This window comes from Candidatus Competibacter phosphatis, assembly GCF_012939995.1.
Taxonomy (GTDB): Bacteria; Pseudomonadota; Gammaproteobacteria; order Competibacterales; family Competibacteraceae; genus Competibacter; species Competibacter phosphatis.
Genome location: NZ_SPMZ01000019.1, coordinates 1 through 23,065, shown reverse-complemented (window position 1 = coordinate 23,065; position 23,065 = coordinate 1). Strand labels below are relative to the sequence as shown.

The window sequence follows — 23,065 nt, the reverse complement described above, 5'->3', positions numbered from 1 at the left end:
CATATTCTCTGAGCTTGCAGGATATTTTTGTTACACAACCGCCGGGGGAGAGACTCATGAAATCAACCGTTATCATCCTTGCCATTTCCTTGTTTCAAGTCGCGGCCATCGGGCAAACGATGTACAAGTGCCCCGATCCTGCTGGCGTCGTCAAGTTCCAGCAGATGCCGTGCTCCCCCACCGGCGGCGGCGAGGCAGTCAAAGTGAAGCCGATCCCCGCTGGAGTTGGATCAGGGCTCAGCGACGACGCCAAGCACTACCTGGACGAACAAACCGCGCAACGCACCGAGCGCAACCGACTCTCGGCAGAGGAAGACAAGCGTCAGCAGGCGCTCAACGTCGAAAAAGCCAAGGTGCGGGCAGCGGAAGAGCAGGCCGCCGCGCAACGCGCCACGGCCGCCGCCATTTGGGCCACCGGCAGGGGGTATTGATGACCCGCCACGGACGGCGCTACAACCAAGGCTAGCCAGTTCGCCAACCCCAGGGCGGCGCAATTTACGGTCGGCGCAACCTCCGAGTCACCCGCCACCCGCATAGTAAGTGACGACAGCATTACGGTTCAGTTTTCCGGCGCCGGTGAGCGGCAATTCGGCAACCGGCCGAATTTGCTTGGGCACCTTGTAATCGGCCAAATAGTCCCGGCAAAACGCCTTGAGCTCCTCTTCCGTGGCACTTCCGCCGGCATGGAAAACCACGAGCGCGACCGGCACTTGTCCCCATTTCGGATCGGGAATACCGGCGCAAATTGCCCCGGCGATAGCGGGATGTTTAGCCAAGGCTTGCTCGATCTCTTCCGGAGAGATGTTTTCTCCCCCGGAAATGAACATGTTGTCCGCCCGCCCTTTGATGAAAACCAAGCCATCCCGATCCCGCTCGGCCAAATCGCCCGTATAAATCCAGCCGTCTTGATCGATGACCTTCTCGGTCCGCGCCGGATCGTGGAGATAGCCGTCGAAGTTATGCGGGCTGCGCAGACACAACACGCCCGTTTCACCGGGTGCCACGTCTTGCCGGGATTCCGGATCGACGATCTTGGCATCGCAATGAAACATGGATGTGCCGATACTGGTCGAATAGGTCAGCAATTCCTCCAGCGAATCGGAGCGAGGAATGTAGGCGAAATTGGAGGGACCGGCCTCGGTCATTCCATAGGTCTGACTGATGGGAATACCTTTGTCCAAGAAGACCTGCATCACCGCTTTCGAACAAGGCGCGGCGGCGGTGGTGATCGCCTTCAGCTTTGAAAAATCAGTTTCCCCGAATTTCGGATGGGCGATCAGGAATTGCAGCATGGCTTCCACCGCGCCAAAGTTTTCGACGCGCCCTGCGTGGATCAATTCCAGCATCAGACCGGGATTGAATTCACGCATCAAAATGCCGGTGATGCCTGCGTAGAACAGTGGCGTGAAGGTGTTCCATCCGCCGATGTGAAAGAAAGGAAAGGTGATTAGTACGGTTCCGTAAGCGCCGACGAGGCCGATGGCGAGAATATCGACCGCGTTCCAGACCATTTGCCGATGCGACACGATACAGATTTTCGGCACGGCGGTCGTACCGCCGGTATGGACGTAGAGGCAGATATCGCTCATCGCCAGTGGAACGTTCACCTCCCTGGCGTCGGTCTTCAGGATGACGTTTTCGAAAAAGCTTTGCTCATTATCCATATCGATGAGCGATCGAACCGATGCGGGCACCGATAAGGAGGCGACCAGCTCGGCGAACAAGTGCTCGTGAACGAGGGCGCTGGGCTGGAGACGCGCCAGCAAATCCTCCAATTCCGGCTTTTTCAAACGCTGGCTCAACGGCGCCAAAATGATCCCCAGTTTTCCGCAGGCCAAATAAATGTCGATCGCCTCGATCCGGTTGCGGCAAATCAGCGCGATGACATCCCCCTTGCGCAGTCCCAGCACGTCGCTCAGATAAGTTCCCACCCGGCAAGCCCGCTCGTTCATGTCCCGAAAGGTGTAGGACCGTTGGGTGAAGGAGTCGTACAGGGCAGTCCGATTGGGCGTCAGGGCAGCGCGGCGTCCCGCCCAATCACCGACCCAGTTCATGGGCAGATCGTCATAACCTTGAATGAATCCCATTGGAATCTCCTCCGATCGAGTACTAAAAAACACGGGTTTCGAGTTTTGGATGCTGGTGCGTCGCAGCGCGCGCGTCAGACCATCGGCCTTCATCCACTGTGCCGCAACGCGACAGGCGACAGGCGACGGATCGATGGTAAGCTGTTTGCCCGGCCGGCGAATACCGGCGCTTCCTTGGAGGCTAGCATGCTGATCGACTACGACATGCCGCTCTGGCGGCCGCCATCCGAAGCCAACAGTTTCATTTTACAGGCAACCTTGGGTTGCAGTTTCAATCGGTGCAGCTTTTGTTCGATGTACCGGACCAAGCAGTTCGTCGTGCGGCCGTTGGAACAGGTTCAGTCCGAAATTCGGGCCATGGCGCGCGCGTATCCCGGAACGCGGCGGGTGTTTCTGGCCGACGGCGACGCCTTGGCCACGCCGACCGAACAGCTATTGGCGATCTTGCAAGCCCTGCACCTTGCCTTCCCCCGACTGGAGCGGGTGTCCAGCTATGCCCTGCCCGTCAATCTACTCAAGAAATCGGTCGACGAACTGCGGCAACTACGGGAAGGTGGGCTGACGCTGCTGTATTACGGCATCGAAACCGGTTCGGCGGATTTACTGAAACGAATTACCAAGGGCGCCACACCGGAGGTGATGGTCACTGGATTGACCAAGGCCAAACAGGCGGGCTTGACCCTGTCGGCGACGGTGGTTCTCGGGCTGGGCGGGCAAGCGTACTGGCGAGAGCACATCGACGCCACCGCCGAGCTGGTCAATCGGGTGGAACTGGATTACCTGTCCACCTTGCAGTTGATGCTCGATCCAACGATCGAGGACGAGTTTCGCCGCAAGTTTCGCGAACCGTTCCAATTACAGGACGACCAAGCGCTGCTGGAGGAACAGGCCCGGCTGATCGAGCGACTGGAGCCACCCGCGCCCCTGACCTTCCGTTCCAACCACGCCTCCAACGCCCTGGCGCTGGCCGGCGTCCTGCCTCGGGATCGGACGGCGCTGCTGGACACGCTGGCGACGGCGTTGGCCGGACAGGTGGCGTTAAGGCCGGACTGGCTGCGCGGCTATTGACATCGGCTCCAGCGCGCGGATTTCCGGCTGTGGCGGCGCCGCGTCGCGCAAGGCGGCGAGGATTCGGTCTTCCAGTTCGATGCGTTCCGCCAGATCCTCGCCCAACAGCGACAGTTCTTCCCGCAATTCAGCCAGATCCGTATCGGACGAGGCACCGTCATAGCGGTCGTGGAAGACCAGCGCCGTCTGGGTGGTGAGGGCAATACGGGCATAAAGCTGCCGGGCCAAATCGCGGGCCGGATTGTAAGGCGAGTCGGCCGGCTGATCTTCCAACGCCTGATAGACCTCGAACGGCCCCAAGGCCAGGTAATCCACCAGCGACTGGCGAAACTGGCGCAGTAGATGCTGGACCGGCTCGGTCAGCACGAACGGTTTCAGCGCCGCCAACTTGTTGTACAAAACCAGACTTTGTTGGCGGGCCGCCAGCAGCTTGCGCACCAAATCCGGCAGCGCCTTGCTGTGGAGTGAATCGACGACGATTGCGGCGTTCATGCGGCATCCTCACGATGGTGGGTCTGTTCTGTTTGCTTTATTGGCGCTTATTCAACCGCGAAGCTGCTTGCGGCTCTCGCCCTATGCTAATCAACGGCGGCTTGCTTTCCAACCGATAAAACGTCTAGTGGGCGCTGGCGACCCGTCCCGCCACCACTTCGTTGCGCAGGTAGACCGGCAGTGCCAGGTCGGGCGACACCCAACCGGCGCGCTGACGTGGAACGGCCGCCAATCGCGCCACGTCGGCGGCGCGGGGATAGCGCTCCTCCAGACAACCGCGCACCGGCAACCGCCGCGATAAAACCGTCGAGTGAACCCGCCAGCCGCCCCCCGGCGCCGAACCAGTCGCCCCCCGCCGGCGCGGTCACGGCCGTCGGCGCGCACACCCGCTCCTCTCCCAGCAATTCGGCATCGTCGGCGGTCACGGCGTAGGTTCCCCAGTAGACTTCGCTCATGCGAGCGTCCAGCGCCACCGCCAAGCGGGCGTAGCCGGTTTCCCGTCCCACGCCCAGCGCCAGCGCCGCCAGCGTGGACACCGGCACCACCGGCAGATCGGCGGCGAAAGCGATACCCTGCGCGATGCCGACCGCGATCCGCACCCCGGTAAAAGCCCCTGGCCCACGTCCAAACGCGACGGCGTCCAGTTGCGCCGGTCTCAGGCCGACCTCGGCCAGCACCGCATCGATCATCGGTAGAATCAAGGCAGCGTGGCGACGTGGCGCCAGTTCGTAGCGTTCGTGCACGACACCATCCACCCACACGGCGGCGGAACAGGCGTCGGTCGCGGTATCGAGAGCGAGCAGTTTCATGGAGCTCCTGGGTTGGGGCGGGGTTGCGGGACATATGATTGGTCAAGGCCACCGCCCGTATTATATTGACCGTTGTCCTAGAAATAGAAACGAGCCTCGGAAACCCAAAGAATCCCGGCCCTTGGAACAGTCGCCACCATGAATCTCGAAAAAGTCATCTTCGGTTTCTTTATCGTCCTCGCCGCCACCTTGAATTTCGGCTTTTTTCGTCGGCGACATCGACAATCCCGTCCATCACGACGTGTACGAGCTATTCGCCGCCATCGTGGTCAACTTGATCGCCACAGTGCTCAAGTTCGGCGACCGCACTCACATCGGGGCGATTCATCTATCCACCAGCCTGGTGGCGGATCTGCAATTGATCGCGGCGGCGCTGGTCTGGAGCTACGGCACCCAGGTGGTTGGCGCCGAGCTGACCCCGGAAACCACCGCCAAGGTGGTCTCGCTCTCCGGCGGCGCGTTGTTCGCCAACATCGTGTCGATGGTGATCCTGATCGCCGAAACCATCATGCAGAAAAGATGAACCCGGACGTCCAAGAAAGCACATTTTTCCTGGCGTTGCGGCGGATGCGGGCGCCGCTGATCACGCTCATCCTGATCTACGCGATCTCGGTGCTGGGCCTGACGCTGATCCCCGGCATCGATGCCGAAGGCCAGCCGACCCGGATGAGTTTCTTTCACGCCTTCTATTTCATCAGTTATACCGCGACCACCATCGGCTTTGGAGAAATCCCCAACGCCTTTTCGGAATCGCAGCGGCTGTGGATCATTCTCTGCATCTACCTGTCGGTGATTGGCTGGGCGTATTCGATCGGCGCCCTGCTGGCGCTGCTGCAAGATCAGAATTTTCAGAACGCCGTGCGCGTGCAGCGCTTCAACCGGGTGGTGCGGCATTTACGGGAACCGTTCTATCTGGTCTGCGGCTACGGCGAAACCGGGCAACTGCTTTGCCGCGCGCTCGACCATCTGGGGATACGGGCGGTGGTGGTCGAAATCGAAGAGGCCAGGGTCAGCCAACTCGATTTGCACGGCTACTCCGCCGATATTCCGGCGCTGGTGGCCGACGCCCGGCAACCGGAAATCCTGAAACTGGCGGGACTGACCCACCGCTGCTGCCTGGGCGTCATCGCCCTGACCAACGACGACGACGCCAATCTGGCCATCGCCATCTGCGCCCGCCTGCTGGCGCCCGCCCTGCCCGCGCTGTGCCGGGCCGAAACCGCCGAAACCGCCACCAACATGGCATCCTTCGGCACCCGCCACATCATCAACCCCTTCGACAAGTTCGGCCGCTACCTGGCGCTGGCCCTGAACGCGCCGGCGGCCTATCACCTGCTGGAATGGTTGACCGGCGTGCCCGGCACGCTGGTCGTACCGCATCGCGACCCCCCCGCGCGGCCACTGGCTGCTATGCGGTTACGGCCGTTTCGGAAAAGCCATGGTCTCGGCCCTGGAGCAGGAAGGCGTGCTGGTAACCATCATCGACCACGACCCACCCCCCGGACGACGCGCAACGGCACTGGGTGCGCGGCGACGGCACCGGGGTACCCGCCCTGTTGGAAGCCGGCGTTCGGAACGCCGTGGGCATCGCCGCCTGCACCTGCGACGACATGAGCAATCTGTCGATCGTGGTCACGGCGCGGGAGCTGAACCCCGAACTGTTCGTGGTGCTGCGGCAAAACCTGCAAGCCAATCAGGCGCTGTTCGATGCGTTCGAGTCCGATTTCACCGTTGTGCCGAGCCAGATCGTCGCCCGGGAATGTCTGGCGATCCTCACTACCCCCCTGCTGGCTCCCTTCCTGTGGCAGATCAAACAGCGCGGCGAGTCCTGGGCCAGCACCCTGCTGGATCAATTGACCGAGCGCTTTGGCTGGCAAGCACCCACCGTGTGGAGCGTGTGCGTGGACACCAACCAATCCCCGGCACTGCTGAACTGGCTGACGCAGGCTCCTCGCGAAACCGCGCTGGGCGATTTGCTGCGCGACCCGCACGATCGCGCCGAGGAACTGGCATGCCGGGTTCTGTATCTGGCGCGGGACGATGGCGGTTCGACCGTGATGCTGCCGCATCGCCGAACCGTGGTTCGATCGGGCGACCAGTTGCTGTTCGTCGGCCAAGGCGCGGCGCGGCGCGCGCTCGAACTCACCCTGAATAACGAGAACACGCTCGATTATGTGCTGCGGGGCCGGGAGGTTCCCGGCGGTTGGGTTTGGGAACGACTGGCCAGGAGTCACGGCGGCGCGGCGGCACGCTCCGCCGACAAAACGAAAGCGGACCGCACCATCGCCTGATCGGGTCGCGGTTCGCGGTTCGCGCCGCCCTCAGGCGCGTGATTCGACCTTGGCCTCGGCCTGCTCCCGTTCCTGGGCCCGGCGCCAAGCCGGACGCGCCAGCAGGCGCGTGGTGTAGGACTCCAAATTATCGTGCCCCAATGGCAGTTCGAAAGCCTGTGCCCAGGCCAGCGTGTGCGCGACCAGAATGTCGGCGGCGGTGAAACGATCGCCCGCGATGAACTCGCGCCGACCGAGCCCTTCCGCCAGAATCTTGGCCGCCACCGCAAATTCCCAGCGCGCGGTCTCCAGCACCGCCGGCGCCCGCCGCCGTTCGGGCAAGGCGAAAGTGTGCTTGCCGATGGTCCAAAGCGGCTGCTCCAGCTCGCTCAAGGCAAAGTAGCACCACTGGTCGTAACGGGCACGTTCCTGGCCACCGACCGGCGGCGTTAGCCCCGTGGCCGGAAACCGATCGCCGATGTAGGTACAGATCGCACCCGACTCGGTCAGCACGAATTCGCCTTCGACCAGGGTGGGCACCTTGCCGCCGACGTTGAGCGCCAGATACTCGGGCCGCCAGCCGGCACCGGCCCTGAGATCGACATGGACGCATTCGTACTCCGCGCCGACTTCCTCCAACGCCCAGACCACCCGACTGGAGCGGGAATTGGGAAACCCGTAAACCATGAACATGACCGCATCCTCCTGTGGATTCGAAGCCGTTTCACGAATTCTGGTGGTGATCGGAATTTTTTTTTCCTGATCTTGCGCTCGACCGGTTTGCCTTGGCCTCCCCTAAACGGTTTTTCCTGAGAATCCGATAGCCTGGAAACCGGCCGTCTCCGTTCCGGTTCGGATGCGTCGAGGCGACTGATGTTCAACATGCACTGCCGCACCCGGACTTTCCTCAGATGCTGGAAGATCTCGGCGGGCATGCCGTCGGGCAGGTCCACGGTGCTGTAGTCGTCGTGAATCTGGATACGGCCGATATAGCGGCTTTCGATCCCCGCCTCGTTGGCGATGGCGCCGACGATATTCTGCGGGGTCGCGCCTTGCTGGTGGCCGACTTCGAGCCGGTAGCGCACCAGATCGGCATCGGCGGATTCTCTTGAGCGTTTGCGCGATTTGTCGGATCTCGCCGACCCTTCCGCTTCCGACCGGACGCGGGCGTTGGCGGCCTCCGCTGGATCGGCGGCTTCCTCGACCCGCAGCGGACGGTCGCGCTGGGCCAGATAGGTCAATGCCGCGGCGATGTCGTTCGGGCCGATCTCTTGTTCCTTTTCCAGTTGGGCGACCACGCCGTGGAAAAAGTCCAGATCTTCCGCGGCAAGCACGTCCAGGACTTGCTGCTTGAACTGCGCCAGGCGATGGGCCGCGATCACTTTCCGGGTCGGCAGCGGCATCGATTCGATGGGCTGACGGGTCGCCTTTTCGATGGCCCGCAGCATCCGCATCTCGCGCGGCGCGACGAACAGAATGGCATTGCCCGAACGGCCGGCGCGACCGGTGCGGCCGATGCGATGGATATAGGCTTCGGTGTCGTAGGGGATGTCGTAATTGATGACGTGACTGATGCGCGGCACGTCGAGCCCGCGCGCCGCCACGTCGGTGGCGACGACGATATCGAGGCCGTTGTTCCTGAGCTGTTCGATGGTGCGCTCGCGCAGCACCTGGCTCATGTCACCCTGTAGGGCGGCGCAGGCGTGACCGCGCGCTTCCAACCGCTCCGCCAGTTCGGTGGCGGTGACCTTGGTGCGCACGAACACCAGCACCGCGTCGACATCCTCCACTTCCAGGATGCGGGTCAGAGCGTCGAGTTTATGCAGACCGCTGACCTGCCAGTAGCGCTGCCGGACCGAGGTGACGGTGGCGGTGTTGGTCTGAATCTTCACTTCCCGAGGATCGCGCAGATGGCGGTGCGCCACCCGGCGGATCGGCTCGGGCATGGTGGCCGAGAACAGGGCGATCTGCCGCTGCGGCGGCGTGTGTTCGAGAATCCAGTCCACATCCTCGATGAAGCCCATCCGCAGCATTTCATCGGCCTCGTCCAATACCAGGGTACGCAAGCCTTCGAGCACCAGACTCTCTCGGCGCAGGTGATCCATGATGCGACCCGGCGTGCCGACCACCACATGCGCCCCGCGTTTGAGCTGGCGGAGCTGGTTGCTCATGCTCTGACCACCGTAGATGGGCAGCACATGAAAACCGGGCAGATGATGGGCATAGCCCTGGAACGCTTCGGCGACCTGAATGGCCAGCTCGCGGGTGGGCGCCAGCACCAACGCCTGCGGTCGCCGCTCGGCCAGATCCAGTTTTTGCAGGATCGGCAGGGCAAAGGCGGCGGTCTTGCCGGTGCCGGTCTGCGCCTGGCCCAACAGGTCGTGGCCGTCCAGCAGGTGAGGAATGGTGGCCGCCTGAATCGGCGAGGGGGCTTCGTAGCCGAGTTCTTGCAGTCTTTGCAGCAGCGGCGGGGAAAGCGCCAATTGTTCGAATGAGGTAATGAGAGATGACATACGCGAAACGGTACCTTGATTGGGGAGGCGCTGATCGAAGACGGACTACCGTGGACGCAATAACAACGGCAAGGATTTCAGCCTAGCCAAAGCGTCTCAGCCGGAGCAGGTCGCAACCCGCCGCCGCCGCCGAAATTTGTTGACGATATACCAGCGCCAGAACAGATGGGCGGCGCAGAAGGTAAACACTCCCGCCACCATGCCCACGACCAGCGAACCAACCAGCAGAGGTGGACCAATGGTGCCGGCCTGTTGCAACAGCCAGTGCAGCGAAAGCTCGAATGTCCAACTCTGCGGCGGGCTACCCAGCAGCCAAGCGCCAAGCCGATAGGTGAGGTAAAAGATGGGCGGCATGGTCAGCGGATTGGTGATCCAGACCATCGCCACCGCCACCGGCAGGTTGAAGCGCAGCCAAGCAGCAGCGGTGGCGGCCAGCAGCATCTGCCAGGGAAAGGGAACGAAAGCGAAAAACATGCCGGCCGCCAGCCCGCGCACGGTGGGGCGGCGACTGAAATGCCACAAACGGGGATCGTGCAACAGCTCCCCAAGAAAACGGAGATTCTTGTGCGCGCGCAAGTGCTGCGGATCGGGCAGGTAACGCTGCAAAAACGATTTCATGGGCGAGGAACATTCAACCAAGGCGCACACGTTGACGAAGAGCACGACTTTCGGGCGCCGCAACAAATCTGGCCGGCGGATGATTATACGCTAACGGTCGCGACGCAAACCCTTTTTTATGAATGAAAGGGTGGTAGCGGTTGCTCGGTTTGGAACCATCGCTGAAGCAAGCGCTACCGCGCATGAATCAAGATAGGGCGCCGCAAGCAAGTTTCTTAAAGGTCCAGTGGTCGGGATCCGCTTGGGCGTGGTTTTTTTTCCAGTGAGGTCGGATGTCGCCTCGTACCCTCAGTTCACTTGGCGCGAAAGCTTAACTCAAACTGATCGGTGGCAAGCCTGTCATGCGGCTTTATGGTTGGGACCTGGTCTCGCATTTTTTTATTGAACTGCTTGGCGCGCGCGCGGCATTGATGCAGCAAGCACCATTTATGGGCACGAAAGTCTGCATTTCCAAGTAAAAATTATTCATATTATTTTATAAATCAATAATATGAATATATGGCACACCTTGTGCTTAATCTTCAACTACTTCAAATTGGAGTCGTGGTAATGGCGCTGTGACTCCTATGTAAGTCGCATCAAGGAATCGTCTTGAACCCAATTTGAGCGGCCCAAAAACCGCTCGGGGGTAACGAAGCCCCAAGTGTTTGCAACCCATCCGGTTGCGGCACTTGGGGCTTTTTTTTTTCAAGGTCATCGATAACAGCAACTCGCAATCCTGATCAAGATCCCGCCGGACACGATGTTGGCAGGATTTCGACCACCTTTCACTCCAACTAAAGAGGAAACTACCATGTCCTATCTTGACCCCAGCGAATTTGTCACCAAAATGGTCGACCAGGGTGAATCCAAGGTCTACATGTCGACCAAGGACACCCTGATCCGCGCCTTTATGGCCGGTGCCCTTCTGGCGCTGGCCGCAGTATTCGCCGTCACGGTAGCGACCACCACCGGATCGCCCCTACTGGGAGCGGTTCTGTTCCCGGTCGGATTCATCATGCTCTACCTGATGAAATTCGATCTGTTGACGGGTGTTTTCACCCTGGTGCCACTGGCCCTGATCGACGGCCGTCCGGGCGTGACCCTCGGGCAGGTGCTGCGTAACTGGGGGCTGGTTTTCATTGGCAACTTCGCGGGCGCCCTGACCGTCGCCTTCATGATGTCCTACATCCTGACCTACGGTTACACCGTCGACGGCGGCGAAATTGCGACCAAGGTCGGCCATATCGGCGAGGCGCGTACCCTGGGCTACAAGTCCCACGGATTGGAAGGCTGGATCACCATCTTCATACGCGGCATGTTGTGCAACTGGATGGTTTCCATGGGTGTGGTCGGCGCGATGATCTCCACCTCCGCGAGCGGCAAGATGATGGCCATGTGGATGCCGATCATGCTGTTCTTCTTCATGGGCTTCGAGCATTCCATCGTGAACATGTTCCTGTTCCCGTTCTCGATGATCATGGGCGGCGGTTTCACCTTCGTCGATTACATGGTTTGGAACGAGCTGCCAACCGTGTTGGGTAATCTGGTGGGCGGCTTCGTGCTGGTCGGGCTGCCGCTCTACTTCACCCATGTGCGCACCAGCCCGGAGCGCATCCTCAAGAGCCACAAAGCCCAGATGTCCGATGGCAGAACCGAGAGCAGCGCGGAGCACACTCTCGCCGCCCGTGTCTGACCCTTTCCGGCCACCCGCGAGCTGAAGCGACCCGGTCCTCGCTGGGGCCGGGCCTTCCTCGATCATGATGATGACAACACTCCGCATCGCATTCGGCCAACGCTCGGTCAAGGGGCGCAAAGCCGTCAATCAGGATTTTTCCGGTATCCAGATCCCGAGCGAACCGCTGCTCGGCTCAAAGGGCGCCGTGGCGGCTCTCGCCGACGGGATCAGCAGCAGCGATGTCAGCCATATCGCCAGCGAAACCGCCGTGTGCGGGTTTCTGGAAGATTATTACGCCACCCCGGAATCCTGGTCGGTGAAAACCGCGGCACAACGGGTGCTGAATGCCACCAATTCCTGGCTATACGCGCAGACCCGCAACGGTCCCAACCGCTACGTACTGGACCGAGGCTATGTCTGCACGTTCAGCGCGATCGTCGTCAAATCCGCCACAGTGCACATCTTCCATGTCGGCGATACCCGCATCCATTACCTCGCCGGCGACCGCCTTGAGCAGCTCACCGAAGACCACCGCCTGTGGGCATCCTCCGAGAAGAGCTACCTCAGCCGAGCCCTGGGTATGGGCGAACATCTGGAAATCGACTACCAATCCTATCCGCTGGAGGTGGGCGACACTTTCGTGCTGATGACGGACGGCGTCTACGAGTTCGCACCGGAACATTTCATCGCCGATACGATTCACGGACGGCATGACGATCTGGATCAAGCCTGCCATCGGATCGTGGAGGAAGCGCTGCGCCAGGGGAGCGGGGACAACCTGTCGATCCAGGTGGTGCGCATCGACGCGCTGCCGGAACCGGTGGTCGCCGAGCTGCACGAACAGGCCACGACCCTGCCACTGCCACCGCCACTGCGGCCACGGATGGCATTCGAGGGTTACGAGATCCTGCGCGAGCTGCACAACAGCCACCGCAGTCACGTTTATCTGGCCTTGGACCGCGAATCCGGGCAGCGGGTGGCGCTCAAGGCCCCCTCCGTGGAGCTGCGTGGCAATCCGCTGTATCTGGAACGCTTCCTGACCGAGGAATGGGTGGCCCGGCGTCTCGACAACGTCCATATCCTGAAGGCCGTGGCACTAACCCGAAAGCGCCATTATCTCTACACGGTTACCGAATACGTCGAAGGTCAGACGCTGACCCAGTGGATGACCGACAATCCGCTGCCCGACCTTGAAACCGTACGCGACATCGTCGAGCAGATCGCCCGAGGATTACAGGCCCTGCACCGCCAGGAGATGCTGCATCAGGACCTGCGACCGAATAACGTCATGATCGATCGCAATGGCACGGTGAAGCTGATCGACTTCGGCTCCGTGCATGTGGCGGGCATCGCCGAACTCGCGCCCACCCCGGAGCACTGGGAGCTGCTGGGCACCGTGCAGTACACGGCGCCGGAGTATTTTCTCGGGGAGACTGGAAACAACCAGTCGGATATTTTTGCGCTGGGCGTGATCACCTATCAAATGCTGTCGGGGCGCACGCCCTACGGCACCCAGGTCGCCAAGGCCAGCACGCGGGCCGCGCAGCGCCGTTTGGTCTATCGCCCGGTACTCGACGAAAAACGCGCCATTCCGGTCTGGATCGACGGCGCCCTGCGCAAGGCGGTTCAGGTGAACCCCAGCAAACGCTACGAAGAACTGTCCGAATTCATTTACGACCTGCGCCATCCCAACGAGCGCTTCCTGCACCAGAACCGGGCGCCACTTCTGGAACGTAATCCGCTGCTGTTCTGGAAAGGCATGTCGTTTATCCTGTTTATCATCGTCCTTGTCCTGTTGAGTACCCATCTCGTGCCTGTTCACTAGATGTCATTGTTGCCAACCACCCGGAGTCTGAACATGAACAAGTTGGAAATGACCGAAATCATCATCACGGCCAAGACCCAGTCCGGCCTCAGCTGGGAAGCCATCGCTGCCCAGGTCGGGCTGGCGCCAGCATTCGTCACTTCCGCCTGTCTCGGCATGAACAGCCTCAAGGCGGAACCGGCGGACAAGTTGTGCCAGGTTTTGGGTCTCCCGGCCGAGGTCTCTACTGCTTTACAGGCTTTTCCGCACAAGAGCTGGGACAAGACGATACCCACGGACCCGGTGATCTACCGCCTATATGAAGTCGTCGGAGTCTACGGCGACACCATCAAGGCGCTGATCCACGAGAAATTCGGCGACGGCATCATGAGCGCCATCGACTTCAGCATGCACATCGACAAGGAGGAGAATCCCGCCGGGGATCGGGTGAAGATCACCATGAACGGGAAGTTCCTGCCCTACAAGAGTTGGTAAGACCCGGCTGCGGCCTGCCCAGCCCGCGTGCCGAAGCGCGGACCGGACCAGGCTGGGCGTTCCAGCGCAATGCAATGCCAATCCAGCATCAAAAGGGTATCGCTTTGGCCAGCAGGAACTCCGCCATGTCAACCAAGCGCATATTCCTATCCATGGATGCCTTGCGCATTCGGGTGTAAGCCTCGTCCTCTGACAAGCCGAACCGGACCATGATCACCCCTTTGGCGCGTTCGATCACCTTGCGCTCGGCCAACGCCCGCTTGGCGGAGGTCAATTCAGCCTCCATGTCGGCCAGATGCCGGGATTGGGCCTGGAGCAGCTCGATCAGCGAGCGTGGCCGCTGGGAAGATTCGGGGGCGGCGGCGGCGAAGCTCAGCGATTGCTCGACGGCCAGATGGGGATCGAAAAAGCGGTCGACCGCGTCGGCTCTGGGCGGTTGTGCTTCCCGCAATGAGCGCAACAAACCCTCCGAGTCCAACAACGCCTCTTCGGCCTTGGCGATCAGCGTGGCGCAGTGCTGTTGCAGAGCCTCGACCAAGTCACGTTGTATCGACCAAATAGCGGTGATGCGATTGCTGCAACAGGCGAACCATGGGTCACTGAGCGCGGGATCGAGAACGGCGCCGGGTGGCGCGGCGCGCAGCAGTTCGCGCAGCCTCAACAGCTCCGCCGTGTAATCCTCGTTCTCCATGACTGCCCACTTCCGGTGCAAAGAGGCGTCGGCAAATTGCAGGAAAACCTCGAAACTGCGCGCCTGGGCATCGATCAGATAAAGCAAGCGTTCCTTGAGCGGACCGTCGCAACGCCCGGCACCGAAGTGCAAAGCACCCACGGCGCGCTCCTGGCCGGCAAATTCCTTGCCCTCGACCAGATTGAAGAGGCTGACCAGCAACCGCGATATGTCTGGATCGACCGAAGCGTCGGCGACCTCGAAGATCAGGGCGATCAGACCGGCGATAATCCGGCTGAAAGCGGCCACGGATTCACTGCCCGAGAGGCGTAGGCTCGTGATGCGGGCTCGCAGGTCCGACAAGGCGTCCAGACCGAGCAGAACCCAGGCCAGCAATGCGACGATCCGGGCGTTCGAGGATGCCGAGGCGCACGACTCTTCCAGGATCAGGTCGCGCAGCAGGCGCTGGACTGACTCCGACTCACCGACCAGCTTGAGGCGGGTCTCTTCGAAGCGTTTGCCGTCTGACGCGATGTAGATGCTCGACGCCCCGCGCTCGGCTTGGAGTGCGTGGACCATGTGACTGATCACCCCAACCAGGTGCGCTCGGGACTGCAAATGCTTGAGTTCGTCGATCTCAAGACGCTTGGCCAGCAAGACGATGTCGGAAACGGATGACGGCACGGTATTTCGGATTGTCGTGTTTTGCGGGTTCATGGCCGCATGACCTGATTGTTGCCCGTAATACTGAGGCGTGGCGAGTTTCCCGGTGGACGGATACCTGGGCAGCATCGCGATTCATGAGGCAAATTGAACGCTGGATCAAGCCTGGAGGCTATCCAACCCGTACCATTTCAGTGCGGTGATCGACGGTTCCGCTTCAAGAGATGCTTTCAGCGCATCAACCCATTCCGCCGCATCCGTAAATGGTGGCTGGTCTTGGCCGAACCACTTTCGGCCGAATCGCCGCAGCGCGATACACCAATGATCTTTCCGTCCCTCGGCATTACCACAGTGAAATGCAAACTCCGCGCCTTCTGGAGTCGACCACTCCACGTACCAACCCCAGTCTTCGGATTCGGGGTAGCTGGATGCCAGACCGCGCTTCGCCAGTTCCTGGGCGATCCAATAGGCGAGTTCCGCACCGTACACTTGCGGATTGACTTGGCTTTCCTCGGGCAAAACGGGGGCGAATCGGGCCGAGCGGAACTCCGCGATGTCAATGAGGATGGTCATCGAAACGCTCACCACCGATCAGTCCCGGATCACGCAGTCGACTTGTGTCATTCCGCTTCCGCGCGATCATGCCCTAAACCCGATCGCTCAATCCTAGCGGATCGCTCGCGAGTGCGGCGGCGGCTGGCGCCGCGTCGCGCAACTGCGCCGTCAACCGCCGTTCGATGGCATTGACTGGCCGGGTAAACCGCGCCAGCAGATCGTACAGCACCGGGGTCAGGAACAGCGTCAGCGTGGTCGACAGCAATAACCCGCCGATCACCACCACGCCGATGGCGATCCGGCTTTCGGCGCCGGCTCCGGTGGCCAGCGCCAGCGGAACCGCGCCCAGCACCGTGGACAATACGGTCATCAGAATCGGGCGCAGCCGCTGACTGGCGCCAGCCAGCACGGCGGCACGCGTGTCCAAACCTTGTGCCCGCATCTGGTTGGCGAATTCCACGATCAAAATGCCGTTCTTGGCCATCAGCCCGATCAGCAGCACGCAACCGATCTGGCTGTAGAGATTGATCGACTGGCCGGTCAGCGATAAAGCCAGCAAGGCGCCGGTCACCCCGACCGGCACGGTCAGCAGGATGATGAATGGATGAATGAAACTCTCGAACTGGGCGGCCAGCACCAGAAACACGATCAGCAGCGCCAAGCCGAAGGTGAAATACAAGCCGCCCGACGTCTCCAGAAACGATTCGGCGGCACCGGTAAATGAGACGCGCGCCTCCACCGGCAAAGTTTCGGCGGCGATGCGGTTGAGATCGACGATGGCTCGGCCGAGATCGTAGTCACCGACCAGCGAAGCATCGATGGTGACCGCCGGCAGGCGATCGAAGCGGCGCAAGGTCAGGGCTGAGTCGTCCTCGCGCAGCTCGACCACCGCGCCGAGCGGCGCCAGCTCGCCACTCTTGTCGGCGCGCACGAAGATCCCCGCCAAGTCACCCGGCTGGCGTCGGTCGATGGCTTGCGCTTGCAGCAACACACTGTACTCGCGGCCTCGGTCGATGTAGGTGGTGATCTCGCGCGAAGCCAGCAGAGTCTGCAAGGTGGCGGCGATACGCTCGACCGGGATGCCCAGTTCGTCGGCCAGGGCGCGGTCGATCTCGACCCGCAGGGTGGGCTGACTGGCTTGATAATCGCTGTCGATGGAGGTTAGCCCCGGATTGTCGCGGGCGCGAGCCATGATCGCCTCGCTCCAAGCCACCACGGTCGGGTAATCCGGTCCACCGATCACCAACTGCACGGCTTGCGAGCTGGCGCCGCGCCCCAGGCTGGAACGACTGATCGGAATAGCTCGTAGGTCAGGGATATTCCGTAAATCGCCGCGCAGCGCGTTGACGATGGCCTGCTGGCCGCGCGCGCGCTGGCTCCAGTCGCTGAGGCCGACCACCACGAACGCCTGATTGCTGTCGCCCCGCCCGACGATCGACACCAGCCGCCACGCCTCGCCGCGCGCGAACAAGGGTTGCAAGATCTGCTCGATCTTGCGTACCCCGGCGTCGGTGAAGGCCAGCGTCGCGCCTTCGGGCGCCTTGATGGAGATGAAGAACACCCCGCGATCCTCGCTGGGCACCAATTCCTGGGGCAGATTGCGATACAGCAGCAGCGCGGCGCCGCTCAGCAGCGCGGCAGTGGTCAGCACCACCAGCGGCATCGCCAGCGCGCCGCCCAGGGCGGCCCGATAGCCGCGTTCCAAGGCGGCGAAGGCGCGTTCCGCCGCCCGCATGAAGCGGTTGGGCGCCGCGCCGCGCCCCAACAGTTGCGAGCACAGCATGGGGGTCAACGACAGCGCCACGAAGGTGGAAATCGCCACCGCCGCCGCCAGCACCAACCCGAATTCCTGAAACAGTTTGCCGATCTCGCCACCCAACAGCGACAGCGGCACATAGACCGCCACCAGCACCGCGCTGGTGGCCAACACCGCGAAAGTCACTTGGCGGGTGCCGCGATAGGCCGCGACCAACGGCGGTTCGCCGTGATCCACCCGGCGCTGGGCGTTTTCCAGCACCACGATGGCATCGTCCACCACCAGCCCGATGGCCAGGATCAGGGCCAGCAGGGTCAACAGATTGATCGAGAACCCCAGCGCCGCCAGCAGCATGAAGGCACCGATGATCGAGACCGGGATGGTCAGGGCCGGAATCAGGGTGGCTCGTAGCGAATAGAGGAAGGCGAAGATGACCAGCACCACCACGCCGACCGCGATCAAGAGCGTCACCACGACCTCGTCGATGCTGGCCTGGATGAACAGGGCATCGTCGGTGGCGACGATCATCCGCACCCCATCCGGCAGTTGCGGGCGGATACGCTCCAGCTCGGCCCGCACCCCGGCCGACACCGCCAGGGTATTGGCCCTGGACTGGCGGATGATCCGCAAGGTAATGGAGTTTTCGCCATTGGTGCGTACCAGGGAACGGTCGTCCTCCACGCCCAGTTCCACCTTGGCCAGTTCGGACAAGCGGATCGGGTAACCGTCGCGCTGAGCGATGGCGAGACTGCGGAATTCCTCGATGGTTTTCAGCCGGCTGTCGACCCGCACCGCCAGTTGCCGATTGCTGGATTCCAGCCGGCCGGAAGGCAGTTCCACATTGGCCCGGCGCAAGGCGGTCTCGACGTCGCCGACGGTCAGGCCGCGCGCCGCCAGCGCTTCGCTGTCCAGCCAGACCCGGATGGCGCGACGGCGGGCGCCGCTCACCGTCACCTCCCCTACCCCGGATACCGTGGTCAGCCGATCCACCACCACCCGCTCGGCTAGATCGGTCAGATCCTCGCCGGACAGACGGTCGCTGGTCAGGGAAACCCGCATCACCGGCTGGCTGTCGCTATCGGCCTTGACCACTCGCGGCTCGTCGGCCTCCTCCGGCAAGCGGTTGGCCAACGAACCGACCGCTTCGCGCACGTCGGCGGCGGCGCTGTCGATGTCTCGACCGGTGGTGAAGGTGATCCGGGTCTGCCCCACCCCTTCGCTGGAACCGGACTCGATGCGCTTGACCCCGTCGATCCGGGCCACCGCGCCTTCGATGAGTTCGGTGATCTCGGTATCGACGATGGCCGGCGCCGCGCCGGTGTAGGTGGTGGTGACAGTCACCACCGAGGCATCGACATCTGGCAGTTCGCGCACCGGCAAATCGCGCAAGGCCATGATCCCGCCGACCACGATCAGCAGGCTGACCACGATGGCGAACACCGGTCGTTGGATGAACAGGTCGGAGAGGAACATGGCGGCGAGCCTCAGCGCTTCGCCCGATGCCGCGCGGAGCGGAAACCGTTTGCTTCCCCGCCGACCATCAGTCTGTCTCGCCGGAAATCAGGGCGGCGGCGGTCTTCGCGCTGCCATCGACCGGTCGCACTGGCGAGCGCTCGCGTAGCGCCTGATGACCCTTGGTCACCACCTCGGCGCCCGGCGCCAGCCCGGTCAGCACCTCGACGGCGGCGTCGAGCCGTTGCCCGGTGGTAATCGCGGTCCGGCTGGCGATGCCATCCGCCACCACATGGACATAACTACGGCCATTTTCGCTGACCACCGCCTCCTCGGGCACCAACACCGCGTGATCACGCTCGGCGACGGTCAGTCGAACCGCCATGAACAAACCATCCGGCAGCAGGGCATCGGGGTTGGGTAGTTCGGCCCGCACCCGAAAGGCACGGGCGACCGGGTCGATGCGAGTATCCACCTCACGCACCGCGCCGACGAAGGTTCGCCCCGGAAAGGCCGCGCTGACGGCACGGATTGCTTGTTCGGGCTTGACCACGCTGAAATAGCGCTCCGGTACCTTGAACTCCAGTTCGATGGTCTCCAGATCGTCGAGCGTGGTCAGCGAAGTATCGGTATCGACATACGCGCCGAGATTGACGTTGCGCAACCCCACCACGCCAGCGAAGGGAGCGCGGACGGTTCGTTTTTGCAGCCGGCTGCGCGCCGCTTCCAATCGGGCCTCGGCCATGCCGAGCTTGGCGCGCAGATCGTCCAGATCGGCCGCAGACACCAGCCGTTGGGCGCGCAACGAGCCGGCGCGTTGCACTTGCAGACGCCAGTTCGCCAGATCGCTCTCGGCTTCGCGCACCGCCGCTCGCTCGCTGTCGCTATCCAGTTCGACCAGCGTCGCGCCGGCCTGGACCCGCTGTCCTGCCTGGAAGGCGATATGGGTGATCCGACCCGCCGTGCTGGGCACGATCTTGACGGAACTGGCGGCGCGGGCGGTGCCGACCGCCGCGACGGTTTCGGTGACCGTACCCAGACGCGCGGGGACGGTTTCGACCACCGCCGCCTTGGTTTGGCGCGTGCTTGGCGCCTCATCGCCACGTTCGCCCCCGACCGTCCAGTACCAGCCACCGCCGGCCGCCAGCGCGATCAGCGGCACCACGACACCGAGTTGAGAAAGTAGTCGCATTCTTGAATTCACCGGGTCCTGTGGCGTCACTGTCGAATCGCCGCGATCACCACGACGCGCCTTCCCGCACTATGACCACCGAATGGCGGATAACGTGCCTCATCATCGGCAAAGCGCCTCGCACGGCACTCCATCCCGGTCGCGATCCAGCCCCTTGATGCCGCAACGATCAAGATAAAACCGCGCTTCCTCGCAGGAGGTCATTTCCCCGCAAGTGCGTTTCACCCCGCACTGAAAGGAGGTCGACGGCGACGGCGATGGCTTCGAGACTTTTCCACCATGCCGCCAGTCCCACGGCGGGATCGGATTCGAATCGGCCCATAGACCGCGCCGGGCTTGCTTCGCCTCCGCCTCCAGCGCGTACAGACGCCGCGATCGCGAGTAGCGGCGGTAGACCCACGCCATCCCGCGCCGTACCTGTTCGGCGTCGAGATCTCGACCGTCCGCGACCACCACCCCCGACCACGCGACCGTAGTCGTCCTCGGCCACCCTCCGCACCCGCACGGTACGATTGAGCGCCAGCGCCGCCAGCGAGTGGGTGGCCGCCGTACCGTAGGGCTGATCGTGCTCCGGCGCGTCGATCCCCGCCAACCGCACCCGCACTCGCCGGCCGTCGTCGGTTTGCACAGTCAGCGTATCGCCGTCACTAATGCCCACCGCTTGGCCATCGAACTCGGCGGCGTGGACCGCCAGCGACCACAGCAGACCCGCAAAGAACAGGCTATTTCGCCAGTTCCCAGTCAAGCGCTTACGGCTTGAACTGGGGCAGAAGCTGGATGGTGTCGTCCACCCACGCATCCACCGCGCCCAACAGAGGCGGCAACAACTTGCCTTGCCACTCCCCCTGGGTGCTAGCCAGCGCGGCTTGAATCTCGGCTTCGAAGTTGTCCCGCGCCAGCAGTTCGATGCCTTCCTGAATCAGCCAGTCCACCGTCAGACCGGCACCCGCGCCGATCACCACGCCCGCCGCCGCCCCCAGCGGTCCGCCCAGACTGCCGCTGGCGCCACCGGCCGTGCCGCCGGTCACCAACAGTAGCGCCCGTTCGACAAAGGGCAAACTGAGCCGAGCGGCGATGGCGGCGCCGACCTGACTGCCCAATACCTTGCCGGCCGCCGCGCCCAGGGTAGTCAACGTGATCCCTCGGAACGCACCCAAGGTGGAATTGGCGTCCGAGGCGATGCGAACCTTGTGCAACTGCGCCGGCCAGTCCAGCCGCAGCTCGGTCGCCGCCGGCTGGCCAGGATCGAGATGGGTGGTGTGGCGGGCGACGAAAACCTGAAAGTCCGCCTGCATGGTGGCCAGCTCCCGCAGATAAGACTGCCGCGCCTGCTCCAAGGTATCGCGATAAAGCTGCTGCAAGCGGGGATCGGTGATTTCCGGCTGCAGCACCAGCAACTCGTAGTGCTGTTGCAGCACCCGCTCCAGATCGGCGACGACCCGCTCCTTCACATCCCCGTCACCGAGGTGGCGAACGGCTGAGGTCAGCGCTTCCCACAATAGTTGATAGTTGGTGCCGTAGCCGTAATACCAATCGGCGAACGCCGGCACGCGCTGGCGCAGATCCTGGAATATCGCGTCCATGCCACTCTCGAAGCGCGCTTGCGCCTGCTGACGCAGTTGTTGGCGGCTCCGCTCCAGACTGGCCGCGTGCTCGCGCACGAAAGTGGAATATTGCTCGGCGTCGGCCAACACCCGGACCAGTTCGCCGTTCTGATTCTGGTAGGCCAGGGCCACCTTGGCCGGCACCTGACGTTCGACCGGGGTAACCACTTCGGTTCGATCGGCATGAACCAACGCGGTATCGAGTGGCGGCGCCTGGCGCCACAGATGGGGACCACCCCATGCCAGCACCAGGCCGAGCAGGAGACCGAGCCAAAAGCGGGAGCGCCGCCAGACCGGTGGGGCCGCTGGCGTGGTGTTGATGATGATGGGCGGGAGAGTACTTTCCCGGCGCTCGCCGCCCGCAACCGGCACGGCAGACAGTTCGTTCATGGTCACTCCTTCAAGCGACTCCTCTCTCTGGAACGAGAGAGGTTCAAAACGGATCATGGGGATGAAACCAGGAAATGGAAGGACATGAGGCGAAATGTTGGCAGGAAACAACCATGCGGGAAAGCTGTTCGATGCAGTACAGTTCGGGCCGGAGATAGTAGGCTTTGTTGCATGAATGCCGGTCTGACCCCAGGTGGCCTGATGGGCGACTGACCCGGTGGTCGCCTGTTGAACGCCCCGATAAACGGGAACAGGCAACCTTCATCTGATTTGTGCAATAAAACAACCTCAATCAGGCTGACGGGATTACTTGATAAACGGCTTCTTCCCGGCCCACGCAGCACTCAGCCGTTCTCTGCTCGCCACGCCGGCTGAGCAAAGGCGATGGCTAGAAAATCGACCAAGGCGCGCACCTTGCCCGACAAGTGCTTGCGAGTGGGATAGACGGCGTAGATGCCGAGTTCCTCACCCTCCAGTTCGGGCAGAATCCGCAGCAGACGACCGGCGGCGATATCGGAACCGATCAGGAAATCGGGTTGTAGCACGATGCCTTGATGGTCCAGGGCGGCGGCCCGCGACGTCTCGCCGTTATTGCTATGGAACTTGGGCTGGGTCCGTACGCTGCAGGGTCCGTCCGGCGCAACCATCGTCAGGGTATCGCCCTGGGGCGCGTAGCTGTAACCGATCACCCAATGCCGAGCCAGATCGGCCAGCGTGGTCGGCATGCCGTGGAGCGCCAAGTATTCCGGCGAGGCACAGAGGACCAACCGGGTGCTGGCGAGACGGCGGAATACCAATGTCGAATCCGCCAGTTGCGCGATGCGTATGGCGACGTCGCAGCCTTCATCCAAGAGATCCACGACGCGATCATTGAGCGTCACGTCTAGCTCGACATCGGGGTGGAAGGCCAGAAAAGCGCCCCAAAGAGGGGCCAGGTGCAAGATACCGAAGGAGACGGGGGCATTGACTC

At 62.4% G+C, this 23,065-nt stretch carries 19 protein-coding genes and 3 pseudogenes; 8 read left to right on the top strand and 14 right to left on the bottom strand.

Going from position 1 to position 23,065, the window contains the following annotated elements; translation table 11 throughout:
* Positions 1 to 56: 56 nt before the first annotated feature.
* Positions 57 to 431 carry a DUF4124 domain-containing protein gene (locus E4P82_RS07250; RefSeq protein ID WP_169248272.1) on the top strand — a complete coding sequence of 125 codons (375 nt, stop codon included), beginning with the start codon at positions 57 to 59 and terminating at the stop codon, positions 429 to 431.
* An 87-nt stretch (positions 432 to 518) separates the two neighbouring features.
* Here E4P82_RS07250 and E4P82_RS07245 read toward each other — a convergent pair whose 3' ends face one another.
* Complete coding sequence (locus E4P82_RS07245) at positions 519 to 2,087, bottom strand: class I adenylate-forming enzyme family protein (RefSeq protein ID WP_169248271.1); 1,569 nt, start codon at positions 2,085 to 2,087, stop codon at positions 519 to 521.
* A gap of 186 nt (positions 2,088 to 2,273) precedes the next feature.
* Here E4P82_RS07245 and E4P82_RS07240 point away from each other — a divergent pair, with 186 nt between their 5' ends.
* Positions 2,274 to 3,155, top strand: coding sequence for a radical SAM protein (locus tag E4P82_RS07240; RefSeq protein ID WP_169248270.1), 882 nt, complete (start codon positions 2,274 to 2,276; stop codon positions 3,153 to 3,155).
* Here the strand turns inward: E4P82_RS07240 and E4P82_RS07235 are convergent.
* Together E4P82_RS07235 and tsaB are read right to left on the bottom strand one after the other, a co-directional pair.
* Positions 3,126 to 3,647, bottom strand: coding sequence for an Rsd/AlgQ family anti-sigma factor (locus E4P82_RS07235; protein ID WP_169248269.1), 522 nt, complete (start codon positions 3,645 to 3,647; stop codon positions 3,126 to 3,128). The genes E4P82_RS07240 and E4P82_RS07235 overlap by 30 nt on opposite strands.
* 86 nt (positions 3,648 to 3,733) lie before the next feature.
* Positions 3,734 to 4,456, bottom strand: a complete 723-nt coding sequence (tsaB, locus tag E4P82_RS07230) for a tRNA (adenosine(37)-N6)-threonylcarbamoyltransferase complex dimerization subunit type 1 TsaB (protein ID WP_312914357.1) — start codon at positions 4,454 to 4,456, stop codon at positions 3,734 to 3,736.
* Between the two features lie 138 nt (positions 4,457 to 4,594).
* Between tsaB and E4P82_RS07225 the strand changes: the two are divergent.
* From E4P82_RS07225 to E4P82_RS23125, 3 genes and pseudogenes are all read left to right on the top strand, one after another.
* A pseudogene (locus E4P82_RS07225) lies at positions 4,595 to 4,979 on the top strand (DUF6394 family protein).
* Positions 4,976 to 6,070, top strand: a complete 1,095-nt coding sequence (locus E4P82_RS23130; RefSeq protein WP_312914355.1) for a potassium channel protein — start codon at positions 4,976 to 4,978, stop codon at positions 6,068 to 6,070. The pseudogene E4P82_RS07225 and the gene E4P82_RS23130 overlap by 4 nt, the downstream one beginning before the upstream one ends.
* Positions 6,013 to 6,747, top strand: coding sequence for an NAD-binding protein (locus E4P82_RS23125; RefSeq protein WP_312914353.1), 735 nt, complete (start codon positions 6,013 to 6,015; stop codon positions 6,745 to 6,747). The genes E4P82_RS23130 and E4P82_RS23125 overlap by 58 nt, the downstream gene beginning before the upstream one ends.
* 30 nt (positions 6,748 to 6,777) lie before the next feature.
* Here the strand turns inward: E4P82_RS23125 and E4P82_RS07215 are convergent.
* The 3 genes and pseudogenes from E4P82_RS07215 to E4P82_RS07205 form a co-directional block, all read right to left on the bottom strand.
* Positions 6,778 to 7,350, bottom strand: a pseudogene (locus E4P82_RS07215) (glutathione S-transferase family protein); the annotation flags it as partial.
* Complete coding sequence (locus E4P82_RS07210) at positions 7,233 to 9,239, bottom strand: DEAD/DEAH box helicase (protein ID WP_246327423.1); 2,007 nt, start codon at positions 9,237 to 9,239, stop codon at positions 7,233 to 7,235. The gene E4P82_RS07210 and the pseudogene E4P82_RS07215, both read right to left, overlap by 118 nt.
* A 96-nt stretch (positions 9,240 to 9,335) precedes the next feature.
* Positions 9,336 to 9,857 (bottom strand): DUF2062 domain-containing protein, encoded by a 522-nt coding sequence (locus E4P82_RS07205; protein ID WP_211203059.1) that lies wholly within the window; start codon positions 9,855 to 9,857, stop codon positions 9,336 to 9,338.
* Between the two features lie 793 nt (positions 9,858 to 10,650).
* Here E4P82_RS07205 and E4P82_RS07200 point away from each other — a divergent pair.
* The 3 genes from E4P82_RS07200 (at position 10,651) to cynS (ending at position 13,813) form a co-directional block, all read left to right on the top strand.
* Positions 10,651 to 11,532, top strand: coding sequence for a formate/nitrite transporter family protein (locus E4P82_RS07200; protein WP_169248267.1), 882 nt, complete (start codon positions 10,651 to 10,653; stop codon positions 11,530 to 11,532).
* A 67-nt stretch (positions 11,533 to 11,599) separates the two neighbouring features.
* The gene (locus tag E4P82_RS07195) at positions 11,600 to 13,339 is read left to right on the top strand and encodes a bifunctional protein-serine/threonine kinase/phosphatase (RefSeq protein WP_169248346.1); all 1,740 of its coding nucleotides are present in this window, start codon (positions 11,600 to 11,602) and stop codon (positions 13,337 to 13,339) included.
* 33 nt (positions 13,340 to 13,372) lie between these two features.
* Positions 13,373 to 13,813: a cyanase gene (gene cynS / locus E4P82_RS07190; protein ID WP_169248266.1), complete on the top strand. Its 441-nt coding sequence runs from the start codon at positions 13,373 to 13,375 to the stop codon at positions 13,811 to 13,813.
* An 88-nt stretch (positions 13,814 to 13,901) separates the two neighbouring features.
* Here cynS and E4P82_RS07185 read toward each other — a convergent pair whose 3' ends face one another.
* The 8 genes and pseudogenes from E4P82_RS07185 to E4P82_RS07155 form a co-directional block, all read right to left on the bottom strand.
* Positions 13,902 to 15,200: a nitrate regulatory protein gene (locus E4P82_RS07185; RefSeq protein WP_169248265.1), complete on the bottom strand. Its 1,299-nt coding sequence runs from the start codon at positions 15,198 to 15,200 to the stop codon at positions 13,902 to 13,904.
* Between the two features lie 105 nt (positions 15,201 to 15,305).
* Complete coding sequence (locus tag E4P82_RS07180) at positions 15,306 to 15,731, bottom strand: hypothetical protein (RefSeq protein ID WP_169248264.1); 426 nt, start codon at positions 15,729 to 15,731, stop codon at positions 15,306 to 15,308.
* Positions 15,732 to 15,792: 61 nt separating this feature from the next.
* Positions 15,793 to 18,930, bottom strand: a complete 3,138-nt coding sequence (locus E4P82_RS07175; protein WP_169248263.1) for an efflux RND transporter permease subunit — start codon at positions 18,928 to 18,930, stop codon at positions 15,793 to 15,795.
* A 67-nt stretch (positions 18,931 to 18,997) separates the two neighbouring features.
* Positions 18,998 to 20,101, bottom strand: a complete 1,104-nt coding sequence (locus E4P82_RS07170; protein ID WP_169248262.1) for an efflux RND transporter periplasmic adaptor subunit — start codon at positions 20,099 to 20,101, stop codon at positions 18,998 to 19,000.
* 102 nt (positions 20,102 to 20,203) lie between these two features.
* Positions 20,204 to 20,506 (bottom strand): excalibur calcium-binding domain-containing protein, encoded by a 303-nt coding sequence (locus tag E4P82_RS22775; protein WP_281383664.1) that lies wholly within the window; start codon positions 20,504 to 20,506, stop codon positions 20,204 to 20,206.
* A 115-nt stretch (positions 20,507 to 20,621) separates the two neighbouring features.
* Positions 20,622 to 20,900: pseudogene (locus E4P82_RS21880) on the bottom strand (thermonuclease family protein); the annotation flags it as partial.
* Positions 20,851 to 22,095, bottom strand: a complete 1,245-nt coding sequence (locus E4P82_RS07160; protein ID WP_169248261.1) for a hypothetical protein — start codon at positions 22,093 to 22,095, stop codon at positions 20,851 to 20,853. The pseudogene E4P82_RS21880 and the gene E4P82_RS07160, both read right to left, overlap by 50 nt.
* Positions 22,096 to 22,439: 344 nt before the next feature.
* On the bottom strand, positions 22,440 to 23,065 hold a 626-nt coding region (locus tag E4P82_RS07155; RefSeq protein ID WP_169248260.1), incomplete at its 5' end, for a substrate binding domain-containing protein.

Coding starts and splice junctions, on each gene's coding strand:
- E4P82_RS07250 (WP_169248272.1), top strand. CDS start 57: ATGAAATCAACCGTTATCATCCTTGCCATTTCCTTGTTTCAAGTCGCG.
- E4P82_RS07245 (WP_169248271.1), bottom strand. CDS start 2,087: ATGGGATTCATTCAAGGTTATGACGATCTGCCCATGAACTGGGTCGGT.
- E4P82_RS07240 (WP_169248270.1), top strand. CDS start 2,274: ATGCTGATCGACTACGACATGCCGCTCTGGCGGCCGCCATCCGAAGCC.
- E4P82_RS07235 (WP_169248269.1), bottom strand. CDS start 3,647: ATGAACGCCGCAATCGTCGTCGATTCACTCCACAGCAAGGCGCTGCCG.
- tsaB (WP_312914357.1), bottom strand. CDS start 4,456: ATGAAACTGCTCGCTCTCGATACCGCGACCGACGCCTGTTCCGCCGCC.
- E4P82_RS23130 (WP_312914355.1), top strand. CDS start 4,976: ATGAACCCGGACGTCCAAGAAAGCACATTTTTCCTGGCGTTGCGGCGG.
- E4P82_RS07210 (WP_246327423.1), bottom strand. CDS start 9,239: ATGTCATCTCTCATTACCTCATTCGAACAATTGGCGCTTTCCCCGCCG.
- E4P82_RS07205 (WP_211203059.1), bottom strand. CDS start 9,857: ATGAAATCGTTTTTGCAGCGTTACCTGCCCGATCCGCAGCACTTGCGC.
- E4P82_RS07200 (WP_169248267.1), top strand. CDS start 10,651: ATGTCCTATCTTGACCCCAGCGAATTTGTCACCAAAATGGTCGACCAG.
- E4P82_RS07195 (WP_169248346.1), top strand. CDS start 11,600: ATGATGACAACACTCCGCATCGCATTCGGCCAACGCTCGGTCAAGGGG.
- cynS (WP_169248266.1), top strand. CDS start 13,373: ATGAACAAGTTGGAAATGACCGAAATCATCATCACGGCCAAGACCCAG.
- E4P82_RS07185 (WP_169248265.1), bottom strand. CDS start 15,200: ATGAACCCGCAAAACACGACAATCCGAAATACCGTGCCGTCATCCGTT.
- E4P82_RS07175 (WP_169248263.1), bottom strand. CDS start 18,930: ATGTTCCTCTCCGACCTGTTCATCCAACGACCGGTGTTCGCCATCGTG.
- E4P82_RS07170 (WP_169248262.1), bottom strand. CDS start 20,101: ATGCGACTACTTTCTCAACTCGGTGTCGTGGTGCCGCTGATCGCGCTG.
- E4P82_RS22775 (WP_281383664.1), bottom strand. CDS start 20,506: ATGGCGTGGGTCTACCGCCGCTACTCGCGATCGCGGCGTCTGTACGCG.
- E4P82_RS07160 (WP_169248261.1), bottom strand. CDS start 22,095: ATGAACGAACTGTCTGCCGTGCCGGTTGCGGGCGGCGAGCGCCGGGAA.